This is a genomic window from Pseudomonas sp. Marseille-QA0892, assembly GCF_054950135.1.
The window spans coordinates 4,118,759-4,142,459 of the sequence record NZ_CM143104.1 but is presented as its reverse complement, the minus strand read 5'-3'; the positions used below and the strand labels follow the sequence as shown (position 1 = coordinate 4,142,459).

Here is a 23,701-nt window from a genome sequence, read left to right as displayed (position 1 = left end):
GCCATGCCTGCCGAAGCAGGCATGGATGCAGGACAACGGGCTGTGGATCAGCGTCCCTTGCTGACCATGTACAGGCCAAGGACAACGCCAAGCGCACATGTGGAAACCACGTAATACATCGGGCCAAGTGGCGACCACTTCACCAGCAGCGACACCACCATGGGCGTCAGGCCTCCGAACACGGCATACGACATGTTGTAGGAAAACGACAGACCGCTAAAACGAACAATAGGCGGGAAGGCGTGCACCATGATGAACGGGACGGCACCGATCGTACCGACGAAGAAACCGCAGAGCGCATATAGCGGGAACAGTAGCTCAGGTTGCATCGCCATACTGCTGTAGAAGAGCCAGACGGATACACCCAGACCGACTGCACCGGCGATCAGTGTCTTGCCGCCACCGATGCGGTCACAGGCGAACCCGGTCACTATGCAGCCGAGGCATGCACAGATGATCGCCAGGCTGTTTGCCTTGAGCGTCATTACGGCACTCATCTTGTAAAGGCTCTGCAGGAAGGTTGGCGTCAGCAGGATCACAACGACGACAGCCGCCGTCAGGAACCAGGTCACCAGAACCGACAAGGTCACGCCCCCCAGATGGCCACGCACAACGGTCTTGAGCGGCAGCTCGGCTGACAGCGACTTGCGCTTTTGCATTTCGGCAAATACCGGCGTTTCGTGCAGATAACGGCGCAGGTACACCGCAAACAGACCGAACACACCGCCAACAAGGAACGGTACGCGCCAGGCCCAGGCGGAAACCTCTTCCGGGGTGTAGACCGTATTGATCACGGTGGCCATCAGCGAGCCAAGCAGGATGCCGGCGACGATACCGGCGGTCATCACGCCGCAGGCGTAACCGACATGACGCGGCGGCGCATGCTCGGCGACGAATACCCATGCCCCCGGCACCTCACCGCCAATCGCCGCACCCTGGATGATGCGCATGATCAGCAAAAGGATCGGAGCAAGGATACCGATCTGCTCGTAGGTCGGCAGCAGACCCATGATGAGGGTCGGCACGGACATCATGAAAATGCTGAGCGTGAACATCTTCTTGCGGCCGAGCAGGTCGCCGAAGTGCGCCATGATGATGCCGCCCAGCGGACGCGCCAGATAGCCCGCAGCAAAAATGCCGAAGGTCTGGAACAGGCGAAGCCACTCGGGCATGTCGGCGGGAAAGAACAGCTTTCCAACGACGGCGGCAAAGAAGACGAAGATGATGAAATCGTAGAACTCTAGCGCTCCACCAAGGGCGGAGAGGGACAAGGTCTTGTAGTCGCTGCGCGTCAGGGGACGAGACGCAGACGGCGTTCCGGCGTTTGCGGATTCCATGAGTTGTTCTCTTGAGTGCTGGCAGACGGGTCACAGCCCGCTTCGCTGGCGGACTTGTGGGCACCACACCATAGCAAATATGGCAACTGCTTGACATAAAACAACAACAGCCTTTTATGCGACGTCCGTTATGCGTTTTAGCGTCATTGTTTTTTGCGCCCGCAAGCTCAACCGTGTGCCTTTCGGGCGCCTGACGGCGTCCCGTGAATTATTCGCGTCACTGTCGAAGCAGTGGGTATCGGTCTATATACTGAAACCGTGCCTCGAGCAGAACCGCGCTCACGCCTAAACACAATTCCAAGGTAGACGTTCCGCATGATCGAGATCGAAGACGAGAACCTGACGCCACAGGGCGACCTGGCGTTACAGATCACCGCTTTGCCCCGCGAAACCAATGGCTTCGGCGATATCTACGGCGGCTGGGTGGTATCACAGATGGATCTCGCCGGAACGGCGATGGCCAGCAAGGTGGCCGGGGGGCGTGTCGCGACCGTATCGATCGATCGCATGGCATTCCTGGTACCGGTGGCGGTCGGCGCCCAGCTATCGTTCTATACCCAGACGCTGCAGGTCGGCCGCAGCTCGATCAAGATGCTGGTCGAAGCCTGGAGCGACGATCCGCTTTCGAGCGAATGGCGAAAGGTCACGGAAGCGACGTTCGTTTTCGTCGCCATCGACGGCAGTGGGCGCACGCGGCCAGTGCCGCCACGCCGCGAGCGTTGAACTCGACCCACTTGCCAGGACTCCCAGCAAGCATCAGTTTGTGGCAGTCGGATAATCACGGGCGCACCCGATCCGATGTCCGCTGCGCCCGGCATGGCCTCCGCCGCTGGCGCCAATATGGAAATATCGCAAGCGTTCAGCCCTGTTGATTGCCGTGCAGCCACCCACCCATTCGCCACGATCAGGATTACGCCATGACCCGCGCCGCTCCGCTCATCGAACACGTCGAACACGGCTCCCTGCCCTGCCTGCGTATCACGCTGGGCGATGCTGAACTGGTCATTGCGCGTCAGGGTGCTCAGGTCATGAGCTACCGCCGGGGCGTGAGCGCACCTCCTATCATCTGGTTGAGTCCCGAGGAAGATGGCCAGAAAGGCCGCCCGATCCGTGGCGGGGTGCCGGTTTGCTGGCCATGGTTTGGTGCATTGGCGCGCAACCCAATGGATGTGCAGGGCCAGTACAACGGAGCGGAGCCGCCTCAGCATGGCCTGGTTCGCCAGCTGGAATGGCAGCTCGGCGAAATCGAGGAAACCGACGCATCCGTCGAGCTTACCTTCGATGCGCCCACTTCATTTGCCGACTGGCCACATCAATCGACGCTCCGTCTACGCATTCGCCTGGACCATGCCCTGCACCTCGACCTGTTCACCACGAACGACGGCGAAATTCCGCTCCCGCTTAGCCAAGCGCTGCATACCTACTTCCGCATCGGCGACATCCATCAGGTGCACATCGATGGTCTGGCAGGTTGCCGCTACCTGAACACGCTCGAAAGCTGGGAAGAGGAACAGCTTCAGGTTGACGAGGTACGGTTTACCGCCGAGACCGACCGGATCTACATGGATGTCCCGGGTGAACTGAGCATCATCGACCCCGTTTTCGAGCGCCGCATAACCCTCGAAAGCCGTGGCTCGGCGTCGGCCGTGGTGTGGAACCCCTGGATCGACAAAGCCGCCCGCACGCCGCAATTCCCTGATGATGGCTGGAAGGAAATGCTCTGCATCGAAACGGCCAACGTCATGGACGACCGCGTCCTGCTCAAGCCCGGCCAGATGCATCAACTCGGCGTAACGTTGCGTAGCGAGATGTTGAGTTAAGCGGCTGTACTGCACGGTGTTGGCTTCAGTTGCCTTGGGCCAACACCTAAATCAGCGACAAACTCAGGCGCGCGACGAGGCCGCTTGATTTGACGGCAACAGCCGGATGATGGCTTTCAACAGCACGCCGTAAAGCGGAACGAAAAGCATCAGGCTGACGCCGAGCTTGATCACGTAGTCGACGAACGCAATCTCTACCCAGTGCCCGGCCATGAACGGGTCGCTACTCTGCCAGAACGCGATGAAGAAGAACGCGAGCGTATCCATTGCCTGTCCGAACACACTCGATGCGGTAGGCGCGATCCACCAGTGCTTCAGGCGCCGAAGCCGGTCGAACACCTGGATATCCAGAAGCTGCCCCAACACGTACGCCAGGAAGCTGGCGAGCGCGATACGAAAGACGAACATGTTGAATTCGCCCAGGGCGGCGAGACCGCTATAGACCCCATCGTGAAACAGCACGGACACCACATAGGACGCCAGCAGAGCCGGCAGCATGACGCGGGCGATCACCCGGCGAGCGGCCGTTTTGCCGAGCAGCCTTACGGTAAGGTCGGTTGCGAGGAAGATGAATGGGAAACTGAACGCGCCCCAGGTGGTATGCCACCCGAAGATCGTCATGGGCAGTTGAACGAGGTAATTGCTGGCGATGATCACAAGCACGTGAAATGCGATGAGCAACGCCAAGGCCGGTCGATTGACCGTGTCGGAAACGGAATGCATCAGATGATCCTTTTTGAAAAATCGAATGGGGTGAGGGAACCCATTGCCCGTACGGGGCTATAAGCGGCGCGCATTCTAACGACCGAGCCCGCTGTTGGACAGGCTATCGGTCGCCAGTTGAATCAGAACCAAAATACGCGGAGAAGCACAGGCGAAGCTGGCCCCCGAAGAAAACCACCGGCGCAGCGCCATTGCCATTCATGACGAGCACCCTTGCAGCGCAACGACATTATCGAACCGACCTTAGCGATTCGACGCGTGATCGCCGGGTACAGCCTTTTCAACGTCGGCCCTACAAGACCGCCGAATGGATCAATACCAGCGTGCTTCACCCTCGGGACGATTTTTGAAGCGCTTCATCGTCCACATGTATTGGCTGGGGTAAGCGCGCACGTACTTTTCAATTACACCGCTCATGGCGGCCACCGCCTTCTCGGTATCCGTGTCGTACATAGCCTCGGGGGCCGCTTCGATGATGACCTTGTAGCCGCTCAGGTCCGGTAGCCGCACGGCATGAAGGAATACACCCACCGCCTTGCCGCCGGCCAGCCTGTTCGGCACGAACTTGCTCGTCAGCGCCATGGTGCCGCAGAACGGAACGAATATGCCCGCAGACGGCGCGGGTTCGGGATCGGCGGGAATGCCGACAGCTCCGCCTCGCCGCACTTCCTTGATGACGCTCAGGATCCCCTCTTTCGTAGAGGGTGCGACGCGATTTCCCATCTGTACCCGCTGCTTCTTCAGCAGGTCGTCCACCGCCTTCAACTTGGGCGGGCGGTAAAAGATGATGGGTTTGCATTGGTCGCAATAGAAGTGGTTCAGCGCTTCCCAGTTGCCCAGGTGGCTGGTGATGCCAACGACACCCTTGCCAGACGCCAATGCGCTTTTCAACACATCCAGGCCTTCTACTTCCTTGACCAGGGCAATCGACCGGCGGGGATGCCAGATCCATGCGCATGCGCTTTCGGTCAGCGTGCGACCAATGTCGCAAAGGCTGCGCTTGAGCAACGCGTCGAGCGCCGGCTCGTCGAGTTCTGGAAAGCAATGGGAAAGGTTGGTCCGCGCCACGTCGCGAGAGCGCCCAGGTATACGCCAACTCAGCCAACCGAAGAATGCACCCAGCGCGCTGGCCATTCGCCAGGGCAGCAAGGCCAGCAGGCGCAGAAAGCCGACCGCAATTGCGCCTTTGAGGTTTCGCACGTACCACGACTCCTGATCAGATCAAAAAAGCCGGCCATTTTAGCCGACTCCGCCCCGAATGCGTGACCGATCAGCGCTCCGAAGCAAGCACCTGATAACAATCGCAGTCCTGCGTATGGTCCATCACCATGCCTGTCGCCTGCATGAACGCGTAGCAGATTGTCGGGCCCACGAAGGTGAATCCTGCCTTCTTCAGCGCCTTGCTCATCGCCTCGGCCTCCGGCGTAACAGCCGGCACCTCGCTTCGGTCGCGGAAATGATTGATCCGCGGTATGCCGCCTACGAAGGACCATAAAAAATCGACCGGGTCCTCGAGCATGAGCCAGGCGTGCGCATTACGCCGTGCGGCTTGTAGCTTGAGACGATTACGGATGATCCCGGGATCCTGCATGAGTTGCTCGATGTCCTCATCGGTTATCTGGGCCAGACGCTGCGGATCGAAACCGAACAGGACCTCACGGTAATGCTGACGCTTGCGCAATACCGTTATCCATGAGAGCCCTGCCTGGAATCCTTCCAACAGCAGCATTTCGAAAAGCCCATGGGCATCGCGACTCGGTACGCCCCACTCCTTGTCATGGTAGGCCTGATAGAGCGGATCGTCGGTACACCAGAAGCAGCGTGGCATGAAAGAAACCCAAATCCTCGATACGCAGATACTGTATGTAAATACAGCCCCATTCAAGCGAAGCTGATCGCATATCGCCGAGCGACCGGATCAAATGAGCGCTGCACCCTGAATGCGCCAAATGCGGGCTGGCCGCGGTTTCAGATATACTCACCGGCTTTTCGTCGCAGACAGAACGGGTGATATCTCGTGAGCCAGACCCAGCCCGCCGTGCGCACCTTCCAAGATCTGATCCTCGCCCTGCAGCAGTACTGGGCGGAACAGGGCTGCGTGGTTCTGCAGCCCTATGACATGGAGGTCGGTGCCGGCACCTTCCACACCGCCACATTTCTACGCGCCATCGGTCCTGAAACCTGGAACGCGGCCTACGTTCAACCGTCCCGCCGCCCAACGGATGGCCGTTACGGTGAGAACCCGAACCGCCTGCAGCACTATTACCAGTTCCAGGTGGTGCTCAAGCCCAATCCGGAGAATTTCCAGGAGCTGTACCTCGGCTCGCTCAGGGCAATCGGGCTCGATCCGCTGGTCCACGACATTCGTTTTGTCGAAGACAACTGGGAGTCGCCCACGCTCGGTGCGTGGGGCCTGGGTTGGGAAATCTGGCTCAACGGCATGGAAGTGACCCAGTTCACGTACTTCCAGCAGGTTGGCGGCATCGAGTGCTACCCCGTCACCGGCGAGATCACCTACGGCCTTGAACGCCTGGCGATGTACCTGCAGGGCGTCGATTCGGTCTACGACCTGATTTGGACCGACGGTCCGTTCGGTAAGGTGACCTATGGCGACGTCTTCCACCAGAACGAGGTGGAACAGTCGACCTACAACTTCGAGCATGCCAACGTCGAGAAGCTGTTCGAACTGTTCGATTTCTACGAATCCGAAGCAAACCGCCTCATCGAACAGTCGCTGCCACTTCCGACATACGAAATGGTGCTCAAGGCGTCGCACACCTTCAACCTGCTCGATGCCCGCCGGGCCATCTCCGTGACCGAACGCCAGCGTTACATCCTGCGTGTTCGCACACTGGCACGCGCTGTCGCGCAAAGCTACCTGCAGGCCCGCGCACGTCTCGGCTTCCCGATGGCTACACCCGAACTGCGTGACGAAGTACTGGCCAAGCTCGAGGAGGCTTCGGAATGAGCACTCAGGATTTTCTCGTCGAACTAGGCACCGAAGAGCTCCCACCCAAGGCGCTCAAGTCCCTCGGCGACGCCTTTCTGGCCGGCGTCGAAAAAGGACTGGCCGCTGCCAGCCTGAACTGCAGCAACACCAAGGTCTATGCCGCGCCGCGCCGTCTCGCCATCCTTGTGGAAGGCCTGGCGACCGTACAGCCGGACCGCAGCGTGAATCTCGACGGCCCGCCTATTCAGGCGGCTTTCGATGAAGAAGGTAATCCCACACAAGCGGCATTGGGCTTTGCGCGAAAGTGCGGCGTGGATCTCGCTGAAGTCGATCGTAGCGGCCCCAAGCTGCGCTATGCCCGGGACATTCCTGGTCAGCCGGCGCGCGACTTGCTGCCGGGCATCGTCGAAGCAGCCCTCGACGCGCTGCCGATTCCAAAGCGCATGCGCTGGGCTGCGCGCCGGGACGAATTCGTACGTCCCACACAATGGCTGGTCATGCTGTTTGGCGACGAGGTAATCGATTGCGAGATTCTCACCCAAACGGCAGGCCGTGAGTCGCGGGGCCACCGCTTCCATCATCCCGAGGCTGTTCGCATCTCCGCACCGGCCCGTTATGCCGAAGAGCTGCGCGCCGCTCATGTCATCGCGGATTTTGCCGAGCGCCGTCAACTGATCGCGCGGCGGGTGGACGAGCTGGCCAAGGAGCAACACGGCAAGGCCGTTGTGCCTCCTGCCCTGCTGGATGAGGTCACCGCCCTCGTCGAATGGCCTGTACCGTTGGTGTGCTCGTTCGAAGAACGCTTCCTCGATGTACCCCAGGAAGCGCTTATCTCCACCATGCAGGACAACCAGAAGTACTTCTGTCTGCTGGATACCGACGGCAAGCTGCTGCCGCGCTTCATTACGGTCGCGAACGTCGAAAGCAAGGATCCGTCGCAGATTGTCCAAGGTAACGAGAAAGTCGTGCGCCCTCGGCTGACGGACGCTGAATTCTTCTTCAACCAGGACAAGAAGCAGCCGCTCGAAGCCTTCAACGAGCGCCTCTCGAACGTCGTGTTCCAGGCGCAACTGGGTACCGTCTTCGAAAAGGCGCAGCGCGTGTCCGCACTGGCAGGCTACATCGCCGAGCGTATTGGTGGCGACAAGGCACGCGCTGCCCGCGCTGGCCTCCTGTCCAAGTGCGACCTGGCCACGGAAATGGTGGGTGAGTTCCCTGAGATGCAGGGCATCGCTGGCTATTACTACGCCACGAACGATGAAGAGCCGGAAGACGTCGCACTGGCCCTGAACGAGCAGTACATGCCGCGCGGAGCCGGTGCCGAACTTCCGTCGACCCTGACTGGGGCAGCCGTCGCCGTGGCTGACAAGATGGACACCCTGGTAGGCATCTTCGGTATCGGCATGCTGCCGACTGGGAGCAAGGACCCGTACGCCTTGCGACGTGCCGCACTGGGTGTACTTCGCATCCTGATCGAGAAGGGCCTTGAGCTTGATCTGCGCGACACGCTCGAGTTCGCTGTGCGCCAGTACGGCAACAAGGTGAAGGCTGACGGGCTTGTCGATCAGGTTCAGGAATTCGTCTTCGACCGCCTGCGTGCACGCTATGAAGACGAGGGCACCGAGACAGCCGTCTATCTGGCGGTCCGCGCCCTGCAGCCGACCTCACCACTGGACTTCGAGCAGCGCGTGCAAGCCGTCCAGGCGTTCCGCCGCCTGCCCGAAGCCGAAGCGCTGGCAGCTGCCAACAAACGCGTCTGGAACCTGCTTAGCAAGTACGAAGGTAAGCTGCCATCCGGCGTTGAAGCTCACTACTTCGACAGCCCGAGCGAATTCGCGCTGTACGCGGCATTGCAGCAGGCCGACAAGGACGTGCGGCCACTCGCGGAAGCACGCGACTATGAAGCGGCACTGGCGCGCCTGGCGGCACTGCGCAAGCCGGTGGATGCGTTCTTCGAGGCCGTCATGGTCAACGTCGAGGAGCCTTCAATACGCGCCAATCGCTATGCCATGCTGGCGCAACTGCGTAGCCTTTTCCTGGGCGTCGCCGACATTTCGGCGTTGGGCTGATCGGTTGCAGGGCGTACCGCGCGGCGCGCCCTGCAACCGTGTTTCGAGCATTTTATGAAACTACTCGTACTGGATCGCGACGGGGTCATCAACGTGGACTCCGACGCCTTCGTAAAATCGGTCGAGGAATGGGTTCCCATTTCCGGCTCCCTCGAGGCCATTGCGCGGCTGAATCAGGCAGGATGGACCGTCGCGGTGGCTACCAACCAGTCCGGGCTCGCCCGAGGATTGTTTGACGCCGCGACACTAAGCGACATGCACTTCGCCATGCAGCAACAGTTGATGGCGCTGGACGGTCGCATCGACCTCATCGTCCATTGCCCACATGGCGCGGACGATGGTTGCGATTGTCGCAAGCCGAAGCCTGGTCTTTTTCGCACCATTGCGCGCCATTTCCGCCTGCCTGACCTCAAGGGTGTACCCGTGGTGGGCGATTCGCTTCGCGATCTGGAGGCCGGCATCGCCGTAGGCTGCGTGCCATATCTTGTCCGCACGGGCAAAGGTCTGCGCACACTGGAAAAGCCCCTTCCCGAGGGCACCGTGGTTTTCGATGACCTTGCCGCTTTCGCTGATCATCTTTTGCAGGACACGCCATGAGCTGTAATCCGATTCGCGTCGGTGCGTTCTATCTATTGTTGAGCCTCAGCGCCTTCCTATGGGGCACCGTAAGCCTGCTGATCGCGCCATTTCTGCCGTTCAAGACACGCTATCGCTTTGTTGTGGTTGCCTGGTGCCGATTCGCTATCGGGCTGGCGCGCGTCATCGTCGGTATCCGCTACGAAGTGAAAGGCCTGGAAAACATCCCGCAGACCCCATGCGTGATCGTTTCCAAGCACCAGAGCACATGGGAAACATTCTTCCTGTCCGGCTATTTTCAGCCGCTGAGCCAGGTGTTGAAGCGGGAGCTGCTGTTCGTGCCGTTCTTCGGCTGGGCAATGGCGTTGCTGCGTCCTATCGCGATCGACCGTAATAACCCGAAGCTGGCGCTCAAGGAATTGGCCAGGCAGGGGCATGATCGTCTGCAGCAGGGCACTTGGGTGCTGATTTTTCCCGAGGGCACCCGGGTACCGGTAGGACAGATCGGCAAGTTCTCGCGGGGCGGTGCTGCGCTTGCCGTGAATGCGGGGCTGCCGGTGCTGCCTATCGCTCACAATGCCGGCCGGTTTTGGCCACGTGATGGCTGGGGAAAGCGCAGCGGTACTATCCAGGTCGTCATTGGCGCGCCAATGTACGCTGAAGCCACCGGCCCGCGCGCCATTGCCGAACTCAATGACCGCGCCTTCGCCTGGGTCAGCCAGGCCCAGCGCGAGATCGGCGACCTGCCGCCAGACGCAGCGCCGGTCGAAGTACAGGACGTCCTGCAGTAATACGCCGTAGATGGATGCCACGCTGGTCATCCATCCACCCCTTCCCCGCGTCCGACTGCTAGAATGTCGCGATGCTAAAAGACCCCGAACTCCTCATCGCTTCCCTCAACGATGCCCAGTGCCAGGCCGTTACGGCGCCGCTGGGGCGTCAACTCGTGCTCGCAGGCGCCGGTTCCGGCAAGACGCGTGTGCTGGTCCATCGAATCGCCTGGCTGAACCTGACGGAGGGTGCATCGTTGCACTCGATCCTCTCCGTGACGTTCACCAACAAGGCCGCAGCCGAAATGCGGCACCGTATCGAGCAGCTGCTCGGGGTGAGCCCGGCCGGCATGTGGGTTGGCACCTTCCATGGCCTTGCCCACCGATTATTGCGCGCTCACTGGCAGGAAGCGAAGCTGGACCAGAACTTCCAGATCCTTGATTCGGACGACCAGCAACGCCTGGTCAAGCGGGTAATCCGCGATTTGGGTCTCGACGAACAACGATGGCCCGCTCGCCAGGCGCAGTGGTTCATCAACGGCCAGAAGGATGAGGGGCTGCGCCCGCAGCACATCCAGGCATCCGGTGACCTGTTCCTCGCGACCATGAGACAGATCTATGAAGCCTACGAAGCCGCTTGCGCCAGAGCCGGCGTCATCGACTTCTCCGAACTGCTGTTACGGGCGCTGGACCTCTGGCGGGATCACCCCGGCCTGCTGGCGCACTACCAGCGCCGCTTCCGCCACATCCTGGTAGATGAGTTCCAGGACACCAACTCGGTGCAGTACGCCTGGCTGCGGCTCCTCGCCCAAGGCGGCGACAGCCTGATGGTCGTAGGCGACGATGATCAATCGATCTACGGCTGGCGTGGCGCGAAGATCGAAAATATCCAACAGTTCTGCGACGACTTTGCAGATGCCGTGACGATCCGCCTCGAGCAGAACTATCGCTCGACCGCGTGCATTCTAAAGGCAGCAAATTCCCTGATCGCCAATAACCAGGGCCGCCTCGGTAAGGAGCTGTGGACCGAGGGCTGCGACGGCGAGTCCATTGCGCTCTACGCAGGCTTCAATGAACACGATGAAGCCCGTTACGTCGTCGAGGGCATCGAGCGCGGCATCAAGGAGGGCATGGCGCGCCGCGAAATGGCCATCCTCTACCGCTCCAACGCCCAATCCCGCGTGCTTGAAGAAGCCCTGCTACGCGAGAAGATTCCCTACCGCATTTACGGTGGCCAGCGCTTCTTCGAGCGTGCGGAAATCAAGAATGCGATGGCGTACCTGCGTTTGATCCAGCAAAGGGGCAACGACGCGGCGTTGGAACGCGTGATCAATGTCCCGGCACGCGGCATTGGCGAAAAAACCGTCGAGACACTGCGGCAGTTCGCGCGTAGCCAGGATCTCTCGCTTTGGGCAGCCCTGCATCAGGCGGTCGGCACCAAGGTGGTGTCGGGCCGCGCGGCTGGGGCACTCAATGGCTTCGTGGAGCTCATCGATACCCTGGCACTGAAGACCGAAGGCATGCCGCTGCACAACATGGTGCAGCTGGTTATCGAGCAGTCGGGCCTGCTGGCCTATCACCGGGACGAAAAGGGCGAGAAGGCTCAGGCCCGCGTCGAGAACCTTGAGGAACTCGTCTCGGCTGCCCGCGCGTTCGACCACTACGAGGGCGAGGAAGGCGACGAAGAGCAGACCCCGTTGGCTGCTTTCCTCGACCACGCCTCGCTGGAAGCGGGCGAACAACAGGCAGGTGAACATGAGGACTGCGTCCAGCTCATGACGCTGCACAGCGCCAAGGGCCTGGAATTCCCCCTGGTGTTCCTGGTCGGCATGGAGGAAGGGCTCTTCCCTCACAAAATGAGCCTCGAAGAGCCGGGAAGGCTTGAAGAGGAGCGCCGTCTCGCCTATGTCGGTATTACCCGCGCCATGCAGAAGCTGGTCCTGAGTTACGCCGAGACACGGCGCTTGCACGGCAGCGAGACGTACAACAAGGTATCGCGCTTCGTTCGCGAGATCCCACCCTCTCTCCTGCAGGAAGTACGTCTGTCCAATAGCGTCAGCCGACCTTACGCCGGCTCGCGTAGCACCGGATCGATGTTTGCCAACGCCGAGGTGCCCGATACCGGATACAGTCTTGGCCAGCGCGTACGCCATCCGCTCTTTGGCGAAGGCGTCATTCTCAACTTCGAAGGCTCCGCAGCTCAGGCGCGGGTCCAGGTCAATTTCGATGACGAAGGCAGCAAGTGGCTGATGGCGGCGTACGCCAAACTTGAACCGCTTTAAGCCAGGCGTTGCACAGGTCTGCTACCTAAGATCGGATCGGGAGCGCTGCGCTTGAACAAGCAGACGCTCCCATGGTTCGAACGCTACAGTACCCCAGCTGATTCGCTCACTGCGCAAACTCGCGTCGCGCATCACAGGGCAAAACGACGAAACACATCGTCACTGGTCTTCATACACCCTCGCGTGCACCATGACGCGTGAGTCATCAACCTTACGGGGAATCTCGATGCAACGTTTTCTCAGCATCGCTCTGGCCATGTGCCTGGGCATGACCCTGGCGCTGGACGCCCATGCCAAGCGCTTCGGCGGTGGCAAGTCCTTCGGCAACGCGCCGAGCCACCAAACACGTCAGGCCACACCGCCTGCCAACCAGAACCAGGCTGCCGCTCAGCCCGGCCGTCAAGCCGCTGCCGCTGGCGGTGCGTCCCGCTGGATGGGTCCGCTCGCCGGCCTCGCCGCCGGTGGCCTGCTGGCTGCCATGTTCATGGGGGGCGCCTTCGAAGGCATCCAGTTCATGGACATCCTGATCTTCGGCTTGATCGCCTTCCTGATCTTCCGCTTCCTGGCGGCTCGTCGACGCCAGCAACAGCAGCAGCAACCTGCTCCGGCCGGCCACGCGCCGTTCCAGCGCGAAGCGCAAAATGAACAGCCGGCGGCAGCCAACCGCAATTTCTTCGGAGGCTCCCTGTCTCCGGCCGCGGGTGCCGCGCCGGTTATCAATGCACCGGCCTGGTTTAATGAAGAACGCTTCCTGGCAGCGGCGCGTGAGCACTTCATGTCGCTTCAGCAGCACTGGGACTCGAACGAGATGGACAAGATCAGCGAGTTCGTCACGCCCAAGATGCATGAATTCCTCAAGCGTGAACGTGCCGAGCTGGGCGAAGGTTATCAATCCACTTACATCGACGACCTGGTCGTGCAACTTGATGGCGTGGACGATGATGCCGAGAAAACAACCGCTACATTGACCTTCACTGGCGTCTCGAAGACCTCGCGCTTCGACCAGGGTGAAGCCTTCAGCGAAAGCTGGCGCATGGAACGTGCCCAGGGCGATAACCAGCCTTGGCTCGTTGCGGGTATCCGTCAGAACAGCTGATCGTATCAAGCGCCATCGAAGCCCGGGTTTTTACCCGGGCTTTCTTTTTTCCGACGGATGCCTGTTCCCATGCGCCCGTCTCCGCTAGGCTTTTGCACGTACCAACGGGCCGGAGGAGCTGTTTGTGGAAGACGTGATTGACCAGCTGCGCGAGCTGAATGAACCGGTTCCGGTACCCCTCGAGTTACCGGATGAAGACCTTCTCGTGGAGATCGAGGAAGAGCTGCTTATCAACATGCCGCTCGAGTTGCGCGAGTTTCTGCTGACCGTCAGCGATGTAGTTTATGGAAAGCTTGAGCCCGTGACCGTTACAGACTCGCATGCCCATACCTACCTGCCCGAAGTCGCGGCCAACGCATGGGACGCTGGGGTCGCCCGAGACCTCGTGCCGATCTGCCAGGACGGGAACGACTACTACGTTGTAGATCTGGAAAACCAAGTAATGCTGTTCGACGGGGACAGTGGCGAGATGACCGATCAGACCTGGGATTCGGTCTGGCATTGGGTGCGAGATGTCTGGCTCGAAAGCTGATAAATCATGCCTGGGTTCACGCCAGAGCGCGCTGTAGACGCCCACACTTGGCCATTTCCAGACTCGACACAAATGCAACGCTCCCAATGCGTTTCAGTCGTTCGATAAGGACGATTGACAGCGCCTCGCGGTAATCGCAATGTGTGCGAAAAACCGAACGAGGCGTTCAACATGACAGTCAGCGGTATCCCACAGCGGGCTATCGATGTGTTGGCGGCAACTGAGCGCCAACGCTTCATCGACACCCATCCGGCCTCAGTCGCCATGGCCAACCGCGCCCGCCAATCGCTGTTTGACGGTGTGCCGATGCACTGGATGAGTGACTGGTCAACGCCCGTTCCGCTGTTCGTCCAAAAGGCCCAAGGCGCCCGCTTTACCGACATCGATGGTAACGAGTACGTGGACTTCTGCCTCGGCGATACCGGTTCGATGTTCGGTCACTCGCCCGCTCCCATTGCCCAAGCGATCCGCGAGCAGGCGACTGAAGGCCTGACAACCATGCTGCCCGGCGAGGATTCGGTCATCTGCGGCGAGCGTCTGGCCGAGCGCTTTGGCCTGCCCTATTGGCAGTTCGCAACGACCGCAACGGATGCCAACCGCTTCGTGCTTCGCTGGGTTCGAGCTATCACGGGCCGCAAAGTAATCCTCGTTTTCGACGGCTGTTACCACGGTACCGTGGACGAAGCGATGGTGCGCTACCGTGACGGACGGACCATCCACCGCGCGGGTCTGATCGGACAGGCGCGAAATCTGACTCAGCACACCCGAGCGATTCCGTTCAATGACTTGAATGCGCTTGAAGAGGCCCTCGCCCAGAACGATATCGCCGCCCTGCTCTGCGAGCCGGCGATGACCAACATCGGTATGGTCCTGCCTGAACCGGGATTCCTGGAGAAGGCCCGCGAACTCACTCGCCGCTATGGGTCGCTGTTGATCATCGATGAGACCCATACCATCTCAACCGGCCCCGGTGGTTGCACGCGGGCCTGGAATCTGGAGCCGGACTTCCTCACCCTTGGCAAACCGATCGCTGGTGGCGTCCCTTGCTCGGTATACGGTTTCACCAGTGAGATGGCACAGGCCATGCGGATCGCCCAGCAACACGCGCGAGAAATGGTCCATGGGCACGGCCACAGCGGAATGGGCACAACGCTTTCAGCCAACGCGCTAGCCATGCATTGCGTACGTGCCAACCTTGAGCATGTCATGACGGATGATGCGTACGCCCAGATGCTACCCCTGGCAGAGCGACTGGCGGACGGATTCCGGGCACTCATCAACCGCCACGGCCTGGCTTGGTCAGTTACCCAGCTCGGGGCGCGTTGCGAATTTCAGTTCTGCCCTCAAGCCCCTCGCACGGGTGCAGAAGCGGAGGCGGCGTTCCATGACAGCCTGCAGATGACGCTCCACCTGTACCTGATCAACCGCGGCATCCTTATCACGCCGTTCCACAACATGACCTTGTGTTGCCCGGACACGCGGGAAGCCGATGTGGATCGATTGCTACAGACGCTCGACCAAGCAGTGAACACGTTACGCAGCACCGAAGCCTGACATTTCGCTATCAGCGGTTATTGCACAAGGATTCGCCATGACCTTTGCGCCACTCGAGGAAGCCCAGCGCTTTCTCGCTGCCAATCCGGACGTACGCCATATCGAGTTGTTTATTATCGACGCCAACGGCATTCCTCGGGGCAAGCTTTTGCACCGCAACGAGCTGCTTGCGATGTACGAGAACGGGCGGCCGTTGCCGAGCACGATCCTTGCGCTCACCATCCACGGCGAAGACGTCAACGAAACCGGGCTGGTATGGGACGTCGGCGATGCCGACTGTTGGACCTACCCGTTACGCGATAGTCTGACGCTCCAGTCATGGCGAGCACGGCCCACAGGGCAGGTCCAGGTAAGCATGCATCCTGTGACAGGAATGCCCGCCACGCCGGCGGACCCACGCCACGTGCTTGCCCAGGTTATCGATCGCCTCAAGGCAGATGGCTTTCACCCGGTGATGGCGACCGAGCTGGAGTTCTATCTGCTTGACCGGTGCCGCGGCGAAGGCGGCCGTCCACTACCCGCGTTACAAATGAACGGGCACCGCCCCAGCGCTACGCAGGTGTACGGTGTCTACGAGCTCGAGCAGCTGCAGCCGTTTCTGGACGATCTCTATCACGCCTGCGAGATACAGGGCTTACCGGCCCGTACCGCCATTTCGGAATACGCGCCCGGGCAGGTCGAAATTACTCTGGACCACCGCTACGACGCCCTCCAGGCCATGGACGAAGGCATTCGCTATAAGCGCCTTGTAAAAGGCGTTGCCAACGCGCACGCGCTACAGGCCTGCTTCATGGCCAAGCCGTTCGCGGACCTCGCCGGCAGCGGTCTGCACATGCATGTAAGCCTCGCGGATGAAAACGGAAACAACCTGTTCGCCAGTGAAGATCCTGCCGGTACGCCTCTGCTGCGCCACGCGGTTGCTGGCATGGCGACGACATTAGGCGATGCACTGGCGCTGTTTTGTCCGAACGCCAATTCCTACCGACGCTTCCAGGCCAACAGCTATGCACCCCTTGCCCAGAACTGGGGCATCAACAACCGAACGGTCTCGTTCCGTGTTCCGGGCGGACCTGCGGGGAGCCGGCATATTGAACATCGCATTTGCGGCGCTGATGCGAACCCTTACCTGGCTGCCGCAGCCATCCTCGCCGGTATGCATCACGGGATCGCACATCGGCTCGACCCAGGCGTACCGGTCCAAGGCAACGGCTACGCGCAACCCGGCGATGCACTGCCAACCGACTGGCTGACGGCACTGAGTGCCCTCGACCAGTCTTCCTGGGCACGCGAAGCACTCGGCGAGCGGTTCATCGAGGTCTACCTTGCCATCAAGCGTGCGGAATACCGTCAGTTCATGAGCGAGGTTGGCGAGCAGGATTGGCGCTGGTACCTACCTAACGCATGATCGCGGCTGCGTCCAATTGAGCGTGGCGATAGGCCGGATGCTCACCGCGTCGGCTGATTCCGGGCATGATGTGCCGGCCTGGCACGGCCGGGCGTCTCACTTTCCGATCTTTATTCAGGAACGATGCACACATGGAACCCGGTAACGCCGAACTGACGATGACTGTCCTGATGACGCCAGACATGGCGAATTTTTCCGGAAACGTCCACGGAGGCACGCTGCTGAAGTATCTGGACGAAGTGGCGTATGCCTGCGCCAGCCGGTATGCCGGCTGCTACGTGGTAACACTATCCGTCGATCAGGTCATCTTTCGCGAGCCAGTGCACGTCGGTGAGCTAGTGACCTTTCTCGCCACGGTGAACTACACCGGTCGCACATCCATGGAGATCGGCATCAAGGTGATCACGGAAAACATTCAGGAGCGGTCCGTCCGACACACCAACAGCTGCTTCTTCACCATGGTGGCTGTCGATGGCGATCGACGTCCGGTTGTTGTGCCCCCACGTGAGCCGCGCACGCCGGACGAAAAGCGCCGATTTGCCCAGGCTGCTCAGCGACGCAAGATCCGTGAGGAGCTGGAAGAGCGCTACGCGCAGCTCAAGACGACCAACGACTGACACCGACCGCGCGCAGGGGGGCCGGGATCGGCTACTCTAGACCCTGCGCTCGCGAGAGCGCTTACGGTGCGACCGCACCTGGCCCCACGGAGTCTGCTGCCCCCATGTTCACGTTGTTCGACATGACCCTGCTGATGCTCGCCGCCGCAGTCGGTGCCTGGTTCTGGCACGGCCATGGCGTCCGTGAGCGTGCGTATGGCCTGGTACGCCAACACTGCGAGCGACAGGAACTCGAGCTCCTGGACGATAACGTTGCCTTCAAGCGCTTCGCTCGAATTGCCGACGCAAAAGGCCGCAAGCGCTTCGCGCGGGTCTACGGTTTTGAATTTACGGTCACGGGAGAGCAACGACATCCGGGCACGATTGCCATGTTTGGCATGCACCTGGGTCGTATTGAGGTTGCGCCTCACCCCTACCACGAACCCGTGGACGCACGGCCTCCTGTGCAAACCCAGCAACGCACCGCGCAGGTCATCCAGCTCTCGGACTGGCGAAAGCAGCACGCTACAGAACGGGATGCCGACCTCACAGAGCCTTGGCACCGGGAATGATGCGCCTCGGTCAGAGCAGGGCTGTCCGTCCACCACCCTTCGAGCATTTGGTCACCGACTCAATCCACGACGGATAGAGCGGGTGGCGTCTCGGCATTAGCCAGTAGATAGGCCGAGACTCGCTCAGCGCTCAAGCGGGGCTTTTCCTGCATGAAGCAATGCCCACCTGAGATCTGCTCGTAGGATACGGATGCATTTCGGCTCGCGAGACGCCGCGCCGCCTGCCCTACGAATGGGTAGCTGTCCACGCCGACGAGCAGGTGCGTTGGCGTCTGTATCTGCGCCAATGCGGGCCACAGCCGCTTTGGGAAGGACGAGAAGATTGCGGCTTCCAATTCTGGCGGACAACACAATCCAACACCTTCGGCCGTAGGCCGCAGGGCTGATTTGGCATAAGCCTCTAGGGCTTCTTCTGTCCATCCGACAAACATCCCGCGGCCTCGCAGGGAATCGATTGCAGACGCTCGAGTAGGCCACTGCCGTCGACGGCGTCGGGTCCGAGTCGCCAGCTTGTTTCGGCGGTAGAGCCCGAGCACGTCCGAGAACGCCATGATGCCGAGCATGGTCGGGCTGAACAGTACGGGATCAAGCAGCACCGCACGATCGAATAGGCTTGGGTGTTCCGCCAGAATGAGACCCGTCAGCACACCACCGAAGCTGTGCCCGACCGCCACCTGCGTCACGTCTCCAAATCGCGCCCGCCCCGCTTCGAATGCCTCCACCGCGAGCGCTGCGGAACGGTTCCAGCCTACGAATCGATCGCCTGGATCGCTCCCACCATGACCCTGCGCATCACTCAGCCAGAGATCGAAATGCTCGGCGAGGATCGACAACATTGGTTCGTAGGTCCGGCCGCAGAATCCGTTGCCATGAAGGAAATGAAGCAGGGGCTTGCCGCTGGGTTCGGTATACCAGCCGCGCAGCGTGAAGCCTGCTGAACCTGAATGCGACCAGGGAATGAATGTGGCCATAAACGTCCGTTCGTTGCGATCAGCTAGGCGGGCCATCCATGCGACAGGCATCCAGGCCGGCCTGAAGCCACGCTTCGTCTTGTTGTCGTTGAAAGATCAATTCAATTCGGCTGTCCCGCCGCCACGCCGACACGTGCCACTCGATGGCAGCTCCCCCTAGCATATTGGCTGACTGCCAGCCGGTATTCGTCGCCAATATGACCTTGGCTCGGCGCCAATCAAGCGACGCCAGCCAGTGCCCGAACGCAACAGGATCGAAGCGAACGGACGGATGATAGCGCCAGCCAATGCTCCAGCCCTCTTCTGCCGCATGCGACTGGCGGAATGGCACACGCTCGTCTCGCCAAACGGTGGGCATCTTGACCGAATCAGTCCCTGGCAGCTCGCCCGGGACGAGATCCGAAGCCGATATCAGGGGTAGGTCGCGCAGCTCCAACGTACCGTGCACAGTAGAATGGACAGGTTGGGCAAACTGCTCGGTCAGCCACTTGAGCCGCTGCTCGTCGACTTGATCCGTCTTGTTCAGCACCAGCAGACCGGACCGCTCGACCGCGTCGAGCTGAACGGGTGGTAACGGCTCACCAGCATCAAGCGCGCGTGCGTCGAGAACGGTCACCAACGGCTGAACTGTCAATACGCCTGTCCACGGAGCAGCGGATAACTGCTGAAGAAGTTCGATCGGATGCCCCAACCCAGACGGCTCGATGAACAGTCGCATAGGTTTGGCTTTTCTCAATAACCGCGTCAGGGCAACCTGGAACGGCACGCCATTAACGCAGCACACGCAGCCACCCGCCACTTCAGATATCGTGATACCCCGATCCGAGCTCGCCATGAGCGCCGCGTCCAGGCCAATCGCACCGAATTCGTTTACGAGCACGGCCCAACGCTCGCCGTTCGGGCGTTGCGTTAGCAGGTGGCGAATAAGACTGGTCTTGCCCGCACCGAGCGGGCCGCCGATGATATGCGTCGGAATGTGGGACAACATGTGCTGAATGCCTGGCTACCAAGCTATCACGCTGACACTTCCGGATCGTCCTTTCAACAGGAGGCTTACGCCACCATGCGACTCGTGCCAATGTTCCTTCTTCTTGTGGCGTCAGGTCAGGCCTTCGCTGAAGCCTGCATCATCCACAGTCAGGCCGAGCGTCTCGATGTAAAGCTATGCCAGCAAAACCGAAGTATTCCGGCCAATCTGTTCCGCACGGGGTTCTGTCAGCCGCAATTGAAGGGGCAGAAGGTCACCGTGGAATACGCAGAAATTTGCCCACAGGGTGCGTTCGGCGTTTGTCGTGATGCAAAGGTTGCCGGTACACCGTACCGGCAGGATATCCACTACTACGGCGTGGCCAGCGACGGCGCCTACCTGAAACCGGCCTGCGAGCGACAAAGCCACGGTACCTGGATGGGTAAATAGTGTTTCACGTGAAACACGGCGCTTAACGCGCCGGCTTCAGATCTCCGCAGTCCGCTGACACCCACCGCCCACGGTAATCCATGCTTCCCCGCTGGGGACCTGCACCCTGCACCGAGAACTGGCCTTTCACATGGCTGACGAATTCCTGGTCGCTCAAGATTTGCGCAGTCCCTTCGCCTTGAGCATCGGGGCACTGGAACGTAAACGCCAGATGGCCCTTCTGCTCTTCCTTGATTTGCTGGCTGCAATTCTGGCCCTGATCATGAAGCATCAACGTATCGCGCTGGACCTGTTTTTCGCTCAGGCAAACTCGCATGCCCTTATCACCCAGCGCCATGCCCTGCTGGGCCAAAACCTGCTCCATACGCTGTCTCTGTTCCGGTGGCAGTGAACCGATCTGCGACATCAGGCTATCCAGGCTTGGCACCTGCTGCCCGCTGATCTGCATGTTGGACGTCGACATTTCCCACAGGCCCGGCTTCACCAGTTGCTCGGCTTGAACTGCAGCCGATGCGGCGAGCGTCAAAGCCAGCAACGCGACACGATTGATCATGGATGTCTCCCTGGTAGGCGTTGCAGATTGGAACGCCGAAGCGATGCGATGTTCACTGCCCCAGGCCGCAACTCCACAGCTCGAGGAAAGGCCGATCGATGCTGGGCGGGCCGAGCCATTTGGCCATTGGGTGACAGGCGCCATCAAAGCAGACCTGATAATCGCCGGCTTCCGGCGTTCGGCCCACGCGAAGCGGCTGAAGGGGAGGCATGCGACGGTGGTAATGCCAGGCGCCGTCCCGGAGCACGGCATCGTCAGGGACTTCCATGCCGGCACCGGTACCTCGCACGCGGGCTTCGCCAAGTTCGAGGCCTTCGTCCCGAATCTGATAATCCTCTTCCCAGCGAATCTTCTCGATCGTGTGGTTCCAGGCCAGCGTGAACCGGGGCGTGGCCACTTCGGCCCACACCACCCCGGCTAACCCAAGACAGAGCCCGATCACGCGGCTGCCGGAGCCGTCCGGCGATGCCGCCAGTAGTGTTGTGCGAAGAAGAGGGCCGCCAGTCCGAAGCCGACTTCATCGGTTATCGGCATTGCCAGCACCAGCATCACGCCACACACGGCTGCGAACAGACGCTCGAGTACGCCCAGGCGATTCTGGAAGTGTCCTACGACTGCCGCGCCCCACAGGCAGACCGCAAGGGCCGCTTTGAATAACATATACAGGGTATGCGTCCACGAATCGCCCTGCATCATCAACGCCGGGTCATACACCGCCATGAACGGTACGACGAAGCCCGCCGCTGCGATGCGAATCGCCCACAGGCTGATCTTGAACCCGTTCTCCTTGGCAATCGGTGCAGCGGCGAAGCAGGCCAAGGCAACCGGTGGCGTCAGATCGGCCATCAGGCCGAAATAGAACACGAACATGTGCGAGACCAGAAGCGGTACGCCCAGATCCAGCAACGCCGGTGCGGCAATGGCACTCGTGATGATGTAGTTGGGGATCGTCGGAATACCCATGCCAAGGATGAGGCACGTCAGCATGGTCAACACCAGCGATAGGAACAGGTTGTCCTGCCCGACCGCGAGGATATAACCGGCGAATGTCGTTGCGATCCCGGTCAGCGAGACCACACCAATGATCACGCCCACGAGCGCACAGGCGATACCGACTGGCACCGCGTGGCGAGCGCCTTCGACCATGGCGTGCAGGCAGATCACCAGCGTCTCGCGGCCGCCCTTGACGAACCAGCAGGCGACAACCAGCGCGCCGATGACCATGAAGACCACGCCAATTCCAAGCTGGAAGAAACCGGCGCATAGCACACCCAGGGCAATCCAGAACGCCATGCGAAGGCCCATGGACGACACACGCAAGATGATCGCAGACCCCAGGATCACGATGGCCGTCAGCGCGAGTCCGACCGTACCGGAGAACATCGGCGTGCGCCCCGAGAACAGCAGATAGACCAGGACCGCCAAGGGAATCAGCAGGAACCAGCGCTGCTTTACGGCAGCCAGCGCGCTGGGGCATTGATCCTTCGGCAGGCCACGCAGGTTCGCGCGCTTGGCTTCCAGATGAACGATCCAGAACACCGAGCCGAAATACAGCAGGGCCGGTATCAATGCAGCCTTGGCGACTTCGACATAGGGCACGTTGATGGTTTCGGCCATGATGAATGCGACGGCACCCATCACCGGCGGCATGATCTGGCTACCCATGCTCGAGGTGGCCTCTACCGCACCCGCGAAGGCGGGGCGATAGCCGAAGCGCTTCATGAGCGGGATCGTAAATTGACCCGTGGTCACCACGTTGGCGACGCCAGAGCCTGTGATCGTACCCATCAGCGCGGACGACACGACAGACACTTTTGCCGGCCCGCCGAGCTTGTGACCAAACAGGCCAAGCGCGAAGTCCGTGAACAGTTTGATCATGCCCGCCTGCTCGAGAAACGCGCCGAACAGGATGAACAGGAAGATATAGGTGGCCGAGACGTAAGTAGGCGTACCGTAGAAACCCTCGGTGCCGAAGGCCAGCTGGTTGATGATCTGGTCGAAGCCATACCCTCGATGGGCCAGATCTCCGGGCAGGTATTCACCCAATAGACCGTATGCGAGGAAGAGTGCACAGATGACTGGCAACGCAATGCCCATGACACGGCGCGCCGCCTCGAAAATCAGGACCATCAGCATGATCCCGACGACGAAGTCGGCGGTACTCAGATCACCGGAACGAAGGATGAGGTCGGCTTCGAAATACCATTGGTAGAAGGCAGTGAACATGCCAGCGGCGGCCAATACCCAGGCCATCGGCTGCCAGGGCGTACCCTTGCCGCGCAATGGAAACGCCAGGTAGACGAGCATGAGCAGGAAGCCGACGTGACCGGCGCGCAACACCTGGCTCGAAACGGGATGGAACGCGGCGGTGATGATCTGATAGATGGAAAACGCCAGCGCGACGTAGAACAGCGCCTTCGGCCACTCGTTGGGCTTCGTTTCCAGGCCTTGTTGGGGGTCGTTCATGAGAGCACTCTC

At 60.6% G+C, this 23,701-nt stretch carries 23 protein-coding genes; 14 read left to right on the top strand and 9 right to left on the bottom strand.

What is annotated here, in order from left to right:
• Positions 1–47 precede the first annotated feature (47 nt).
• Positions 48–1,337 carry an MFS transporter gene (locus ACY8D3_RS19200; RefSeq protein ID WP_462380425.1) on the bottom strand — a complete coding sequence of 430 codons (1,290 nt, stop codon included), beginning with the start codon at positions 1,335–1,337 and terminating at the stop codon, positions 48–50.
• A gap of 315 nt (positions 1,338–1,652) precedes the next feature.
• Between ACY8D3_RS19200 and ACY8D3_RS19195 the strand changes: the two genes are divergently transcribed.
• Positions 1,653–2,060, top strand: a complete 408-nt coding sequence (locus ACY8D3_RS19195) for an acyl-CoA thioesterase (RefSeq protein ID WP_462380424.1) — start codon at positions 1,653–1,655, stop codon at positions 2,058–2,060.
• Positions 2,061–2,254: 194 nt separating this feature from the next.
• Positions 2,255–3,157: a D-hexose-6-phosphate mutarotase gene (locus ACY8D3_RS19190; RefSeq protein ID WP_462380423.1), complete on the top strand. Its 903-nt coding sequence runs from the start codon at positions 2,255–2,257 to the stop codon at positions 3,155–3,157.
• Positions 3,158–3,220: 63 nt separating this feature from the next.
• On the opposite strand, the gene ACY8D3_RS19185 is transcribed toward ACY8D3_RS19190, so the two are convergent.
• The 3 genes from ACY8D3_RS19185 to ACY8D3_RS19175 form a co-directional block, all read right to left on the bottom strand.
• Entirely contained in the window at positions 3,221–3,880 is a 660-nt protein-coding gene (locus ACY8D3_RS19185) for a 7-cyano-7-deazaguanine/7-aminomethyl-7-deazaguanine transporter (RefSeq protein ID WP_462380422.1), read from the bottom strand.
• Positions 3,881–4,192: 312 nt separating this feature from the next.
• On the bottom strand, positions 4,193–5,080 hold the full coding sequence (locus tag ACY8D3_RS19180) for a lysophospholipid acyltransferase (RefSeq protein WP_462380421.1): 888 nt from the start codon (positions 5,078–5,080) through the stop codon (positions 4,193–4,195).
• 70 nt (positions 5,081–5,150) lie between these two features.
• On the bottom strand, positions 5,151–5,708 hold the full coding sequence (locus ACY8D3_RS19175) for a DNA-3-methyladenine glycosylase I (RefSeq protein WP_462380419.1): 558 nt from the start codon (positions 5,706–5,708) through the stop codon (positions 5,151–5,153).
• 189 nt (positions 5,709–5,897) lie between these two features.
• Between ACY8D3_RS19175 and glyQ the strand changes: the two genes are divergently transcribed.
• The 11 genes from glyQ to ACY8D3_RS19120 all read left to right on the top strand — a co-directional run bounded on the left by glyQ (position 5,898) and on the right by ACY8D3_RS19120 (position 18,282).
• Positions 5,898–6,848 carry a glycine--tRNA ligase subunit alpha gene (gene glyQ, locus ACY8D3_RS19170; RefSeq protein WP_462380418.1) on the top strand — a complete coding sequence of 317 codons (951 nt, stop codon included), beginning with the start codon at positions 5,898–5,900 and terminating at the stop codon, positions 6,846–6,848.
• On the top strand, positions 6,845–8,899 hold the full coding sequence (glyS, locus tag ACY8D3_RS19165) for a glycine--tRNA ligase subunit beta (protein WP_462380417.1): 2,055 nt from the start codon (positions 6,845–6,847) through the stop codon (positions 8,897–8,899). Before glyQ ends, glyS begins: the two co-directional genes overlap by 4 nt.
• A 54-nt stretch (positions 8,900–8,953) precedes the next feature.
• Positions 8,954–9,496: a D-glycero-beta-D-manno-heptose 1,7-bisphosphate 7-phosphatase gene (gene gmhB / locus ACY8D3_RS19160; protein ID WP_462380416.1), complete on the top strand. Its 543-nt coding sequence runs from the start codon at positions 8,954–8,956 to the stop codon at positions 9,494–9,496.
• Positions 9,493–10,266 carry a lysophospholipid acyltransferase family protein gene (locus ACY8D3_RS19155; RefSeq protein ID WP_462380415.1) on the top strand — a complete coding sequence of 258 codons (774 nt, stop codon included), beginning with the start codon at positions 9,493–9,495 and terminating at the stop codon, positions 10,264–10,266. The genes gmhB and ACY8D3_RS19155 overlap by 4 nt, the downstream gene beginning before the upstream one ends.
• A gap of 71 nt (positions 10,267–10,337) precedes the next feature.
• Positions 10,338–12,527, top strand: coding sequence for a DNA helicase II (uvrD, locus tag ACY8D3_RS19150; protein WP_462380414.1), 2,190 nt, complete (start codon positions 10,338–10,340; stop codon positions 12,525–12,527).
• Between the two features lie 226 nt (positions 12,528–12,753).
• A complete protein-coding gene (locus ACY8D3_RS19145) occupies positions 12,754–13,623 on the top strand; it encodes a Tim44 domain-containing protein (RefSeq protein WP_462380413.1) in 870 nt (289 codons plus the stop codon).
• Between the two features lie 124 nt (positions 13,624–13,747).
• Positions 13,748–14,155: an SMI1/KNR4 family protein gene (locus tag ACY8D3_RS19140; protein WP_462380412.1), complete on the top strand. Its 408-nt coding sequence runs from the start codon at positions 13,748–13,750 to the stop codon at positions 14,153–14,155.
• 171 nt (positions 14,156–14,326) lie between these two features.
• Positions 14,327–15,709: an aspartate aminotransferase family protein gene (locus ACY8D3_RS19135; protein WP_462380411.1), complete on the top strand. Its 1,383-nt coding sequence runs from the start codon at positions 14,327–14,329 to the stop codon at positions 15,707–15,709.
• A gap of 37 nt (positions 15,710–15,746) precedes the next feature.
• Positions 15,747–17,114, top strand: coding sequence for a glutamine synthetase family protein (locus ACY8D3_RS19130; protein ID WP_462380410.1), 1,368 nt, complete (start codon positions 15,747–15,749; stop codon positions 17,112–17,114).
• A gap of 131 nt (positions 17,115–17,245) precedes the next feature.
• A complete protein-coding gene (locus ACY8D3_RS19125) occupies positions 17,246–17,731 on the top strand; it encodes an acyl-CoA thioesterase (protein WP_462380409.1) in 486 nt (161 codons plus the stop codon).
• Between the two features lie 104 nt (positions 17,732–17,835).
• Complete coding sequence (locus ACY8D3_RS19120; RefSeq protein ID WP_462380408.1) at positions 17,836–18,282, top strand: DUF3301 domain-containing protein; 447 nt, start codon at positions 17,836–17,838, stop codon at positions 18,280–18,282.
• Between the two features lie 59 nt (positions 18,283–18,341).
• Here the strand turns inward: ACY8D3_RS19120 and ACY8D3_RS19115 are convergent, their stop codons facing one another.
• Both ACY8D3_RS19115 and ACY8D3_RS19110 read right to left on the bottom strand, forming a co-directional pair.
• Entirely contained in the window at positions 18,342–19,253 is a 912-nt protein-coding gene (locus ACY8D3_RS19115) for an alpha/beta fold hydrolase (RefSeq protein WP_462380407.1), read from the bottom strand.
• 19 nt (positions 19,254–19,272) lie between these two features.
• On the bottom strand, positions 19,273–20,241 hold the full coding sequence (locus ACY8D3_RS19110) for a CobW family GTP-binding protein (protein ID WP_462380406.1): 969 nt from the start codon (positions 20,239–20,241) through the stop codon (positions 19,273–19,275).
• 75 nt (positions 20,242–20,316) lie between these two features.
• Here ACY8D3_RS19110 and ACY8D3_RS19105 point away from each other — a divergent pair, with 75 nt between their 5' ends.
• The gene (locus ACY8D3_RS19105; RefSeq protein WP_462380405.1) at positions 20,317–20,670 is read left to right on the top strand and encodes an NADH:ubiquinone oxidoreductase; all 354 of its coding nucleotides are present in this window, start codon (positions 20,317–20,319) and stop codon (positions 20,668–20,670) included.
• A gap of 22 nt (positions 20,671–20,692) precedes the next feature.
• Here ACY8D3_RS19105 and ACY8D3_RS19100 read toward each other — a convergent pair whose 3' ends face one another.
• From ACY8D3_RS19100 to ACY8D3_RS19090, 3 genes are read right to left on the bottom strand one after another with little or no spacing between them, the layout of a single operon-like run.
• Positions 20,693–21,223: a DUF3617 domain-containing protein gene (locus ACY8D3_RS19100; RefSeq protein ID WP_462380404.1), complete on the bottom strand. Its 531-nt coding sequence runs from the start codon at positions 21,221–21,223 to the stop codon at positions 20,693–20,695.
• A gap of 52 nt (positions 21,224–21,275) precedes the next feature.
• The gene (locus ACY8D3_RS19095) at positions 21,276–21,665 is read right to left on the bottom strand and encodes a DUF1850 domain-containing protein (protein WP_462380403.1); all 390 of its coding nucleotides are present in this window, start codon (positions 21,663–21,665) and stop codon (positions 21,276–21,278) included.
• Positions 21,662–23,689, bottom strand: coding sequence for a TRAP transporter permease (locus ACY8D3_RS19090; RefSeq protein WP_462380402.1), 2,028 nt, complete (start codon positions 23,687–23,689; stop codon positions 21,662–21,664). The genes ACY8D3_RS19095 and ACY8D3_RS19090 overlap by 4 nt, the downstream gene beginning before the upstream one ends.
• Positions 23,690–23,701: the final 12 nt, after the last annotated feature.

Bases quoted from the DNA above. Each gene is read 5' to 3' on its own strand.
- ACY8D3_RS19200 (WP_462380425.1), bottom strand. From the start codon at position 1,337: ATGGAATCCGCAAACGCCGGAACGCCGTCTGCGTCTCGTCCCCTGACG.
- ACY8D3_RS19195 (WP_462380424.1), top strand. From the start codon at position 1,653: ATGATCGAGATCGAAGACGAGAACCTGACGCCACAGGGCGACCTGGCG.
- ACY8D3_RS19190 (WP_462380423.1), top strand. From the start codon at position 2,255: ATGACCCGCGCCGCTCCGCTCATCGAACACGTCGAACACGGCTCCCTG.
- ACY8D3_RS19185 (WP_462380422.1), bottom strand. From the start codon at position 3,880: ATGCATTCCGTTTCCGACACGGTCAATCGACCGGCCTTGGCGTTGCTC.
- ACY8D3_RS19175 (WP_462380419.1), bottom strand. From the start codon at position 5,708: ATGCCACGCTGCTTCTGGTGTACCGACGATCCGCTCTATCAGGCCTAC.
- glyS (WP_462380417.1), top strand. From the start codon at position 6,845: ATGAGCACTCAGGATTTTCTCGTCGAACTAGGCACCGAAGAGCTCCCA.
- gmhB (WP_462380416.1), top strand. From the start codon at position 8,954: ATGAAACTACTCGTACTGGATCGCGACGGGGTCATCAACGTGGACTCC.
- ACY8D3_RS19155 (WP_462380415.1), top strand. From the start codon at position 9,493: ATGAGCTGTAATCCGATTCGCGTCGGTGCGTTCTATCTATTGTTGAGC.
- uvrD (WP_462380414.1), top strand. From the start codon at position 10,338: ATGCTAAAAGACCCCGAACTCCTCATCGCTTCCCTCAACGATGCCCAG.
- ACY8D3_RS19145 (WP_462380413.1), top strand. From the start codon at position 12,754: ATGCAACGTTTTCTCAGCATCGCTCTGGCCATGTGCCTGGGCATGACC.
- ACY8D3_RS19135 (WP_462380411.1), top strand. From the start codon at position 14,327: ATGACAGTCAGCGGTATCCCACAGCGGGCTATCGATGTGTTGGCGGCA.
- ACY8D3_RS19130 (WP_462380410.1), top strand. From the start codon at position 15,747: ATGACCTTTGCGCCACTCGAGGAAGCCCAGCGCTTTCTCGCTGCCAAT.
- ACY8D3_RS19125 (WP_462380409.1), top strand. From the start codon at position 17,246: ATGGAACCCGGTAACGCCGAACTGACGATGACTGTCCTGATGACGCCA.
- ACY8D3_RS19120 (WP_462380408.1), top strand. From the start codon at position 17,836: ATGTTCACGTTGTTCGACATGACCCTGCTGATGCTCGCCGCCGCAGTC.
- ACY8D3_RS19115 (WP_462380407.1), bottom strand. From the start codon at position 19,253: ATGGCCACATTCATTCCCTGGTCGCATTCAGGTTCAGCAGGCTTCACG.
- ACY8D3_RS19110 (WP_462380406.1), bottom strand. From the start codon at position 20,241: ATGTTGTCCCACATTCCGACGCATATCATCGGCGGCCCGCTCGGTGCG.
- ACY8D3_RS19105 (WP_462380405.1), top strand. From the start codon at position 20,317: ATGCGACTCGTGCCAATGTTCCTTCTTCTTGTGGCGTCAGGTCAGGCC.
- ACY8D3_RS19100 (WP_462380404.1), bottom strand. From the start codon at position 21,223: ATGATCAATCGTGTCGCGTTGCTGGCTTTGACGCTCGCCGCATCGGCT.
- ACY8D3_RS19090 (WP_462380402.1), bottom strand. From the start codon at position 23,689: ATGAACGACCCCCAACAAGGCCTGGAAACGAAGCCCAACGAGTGGCCG.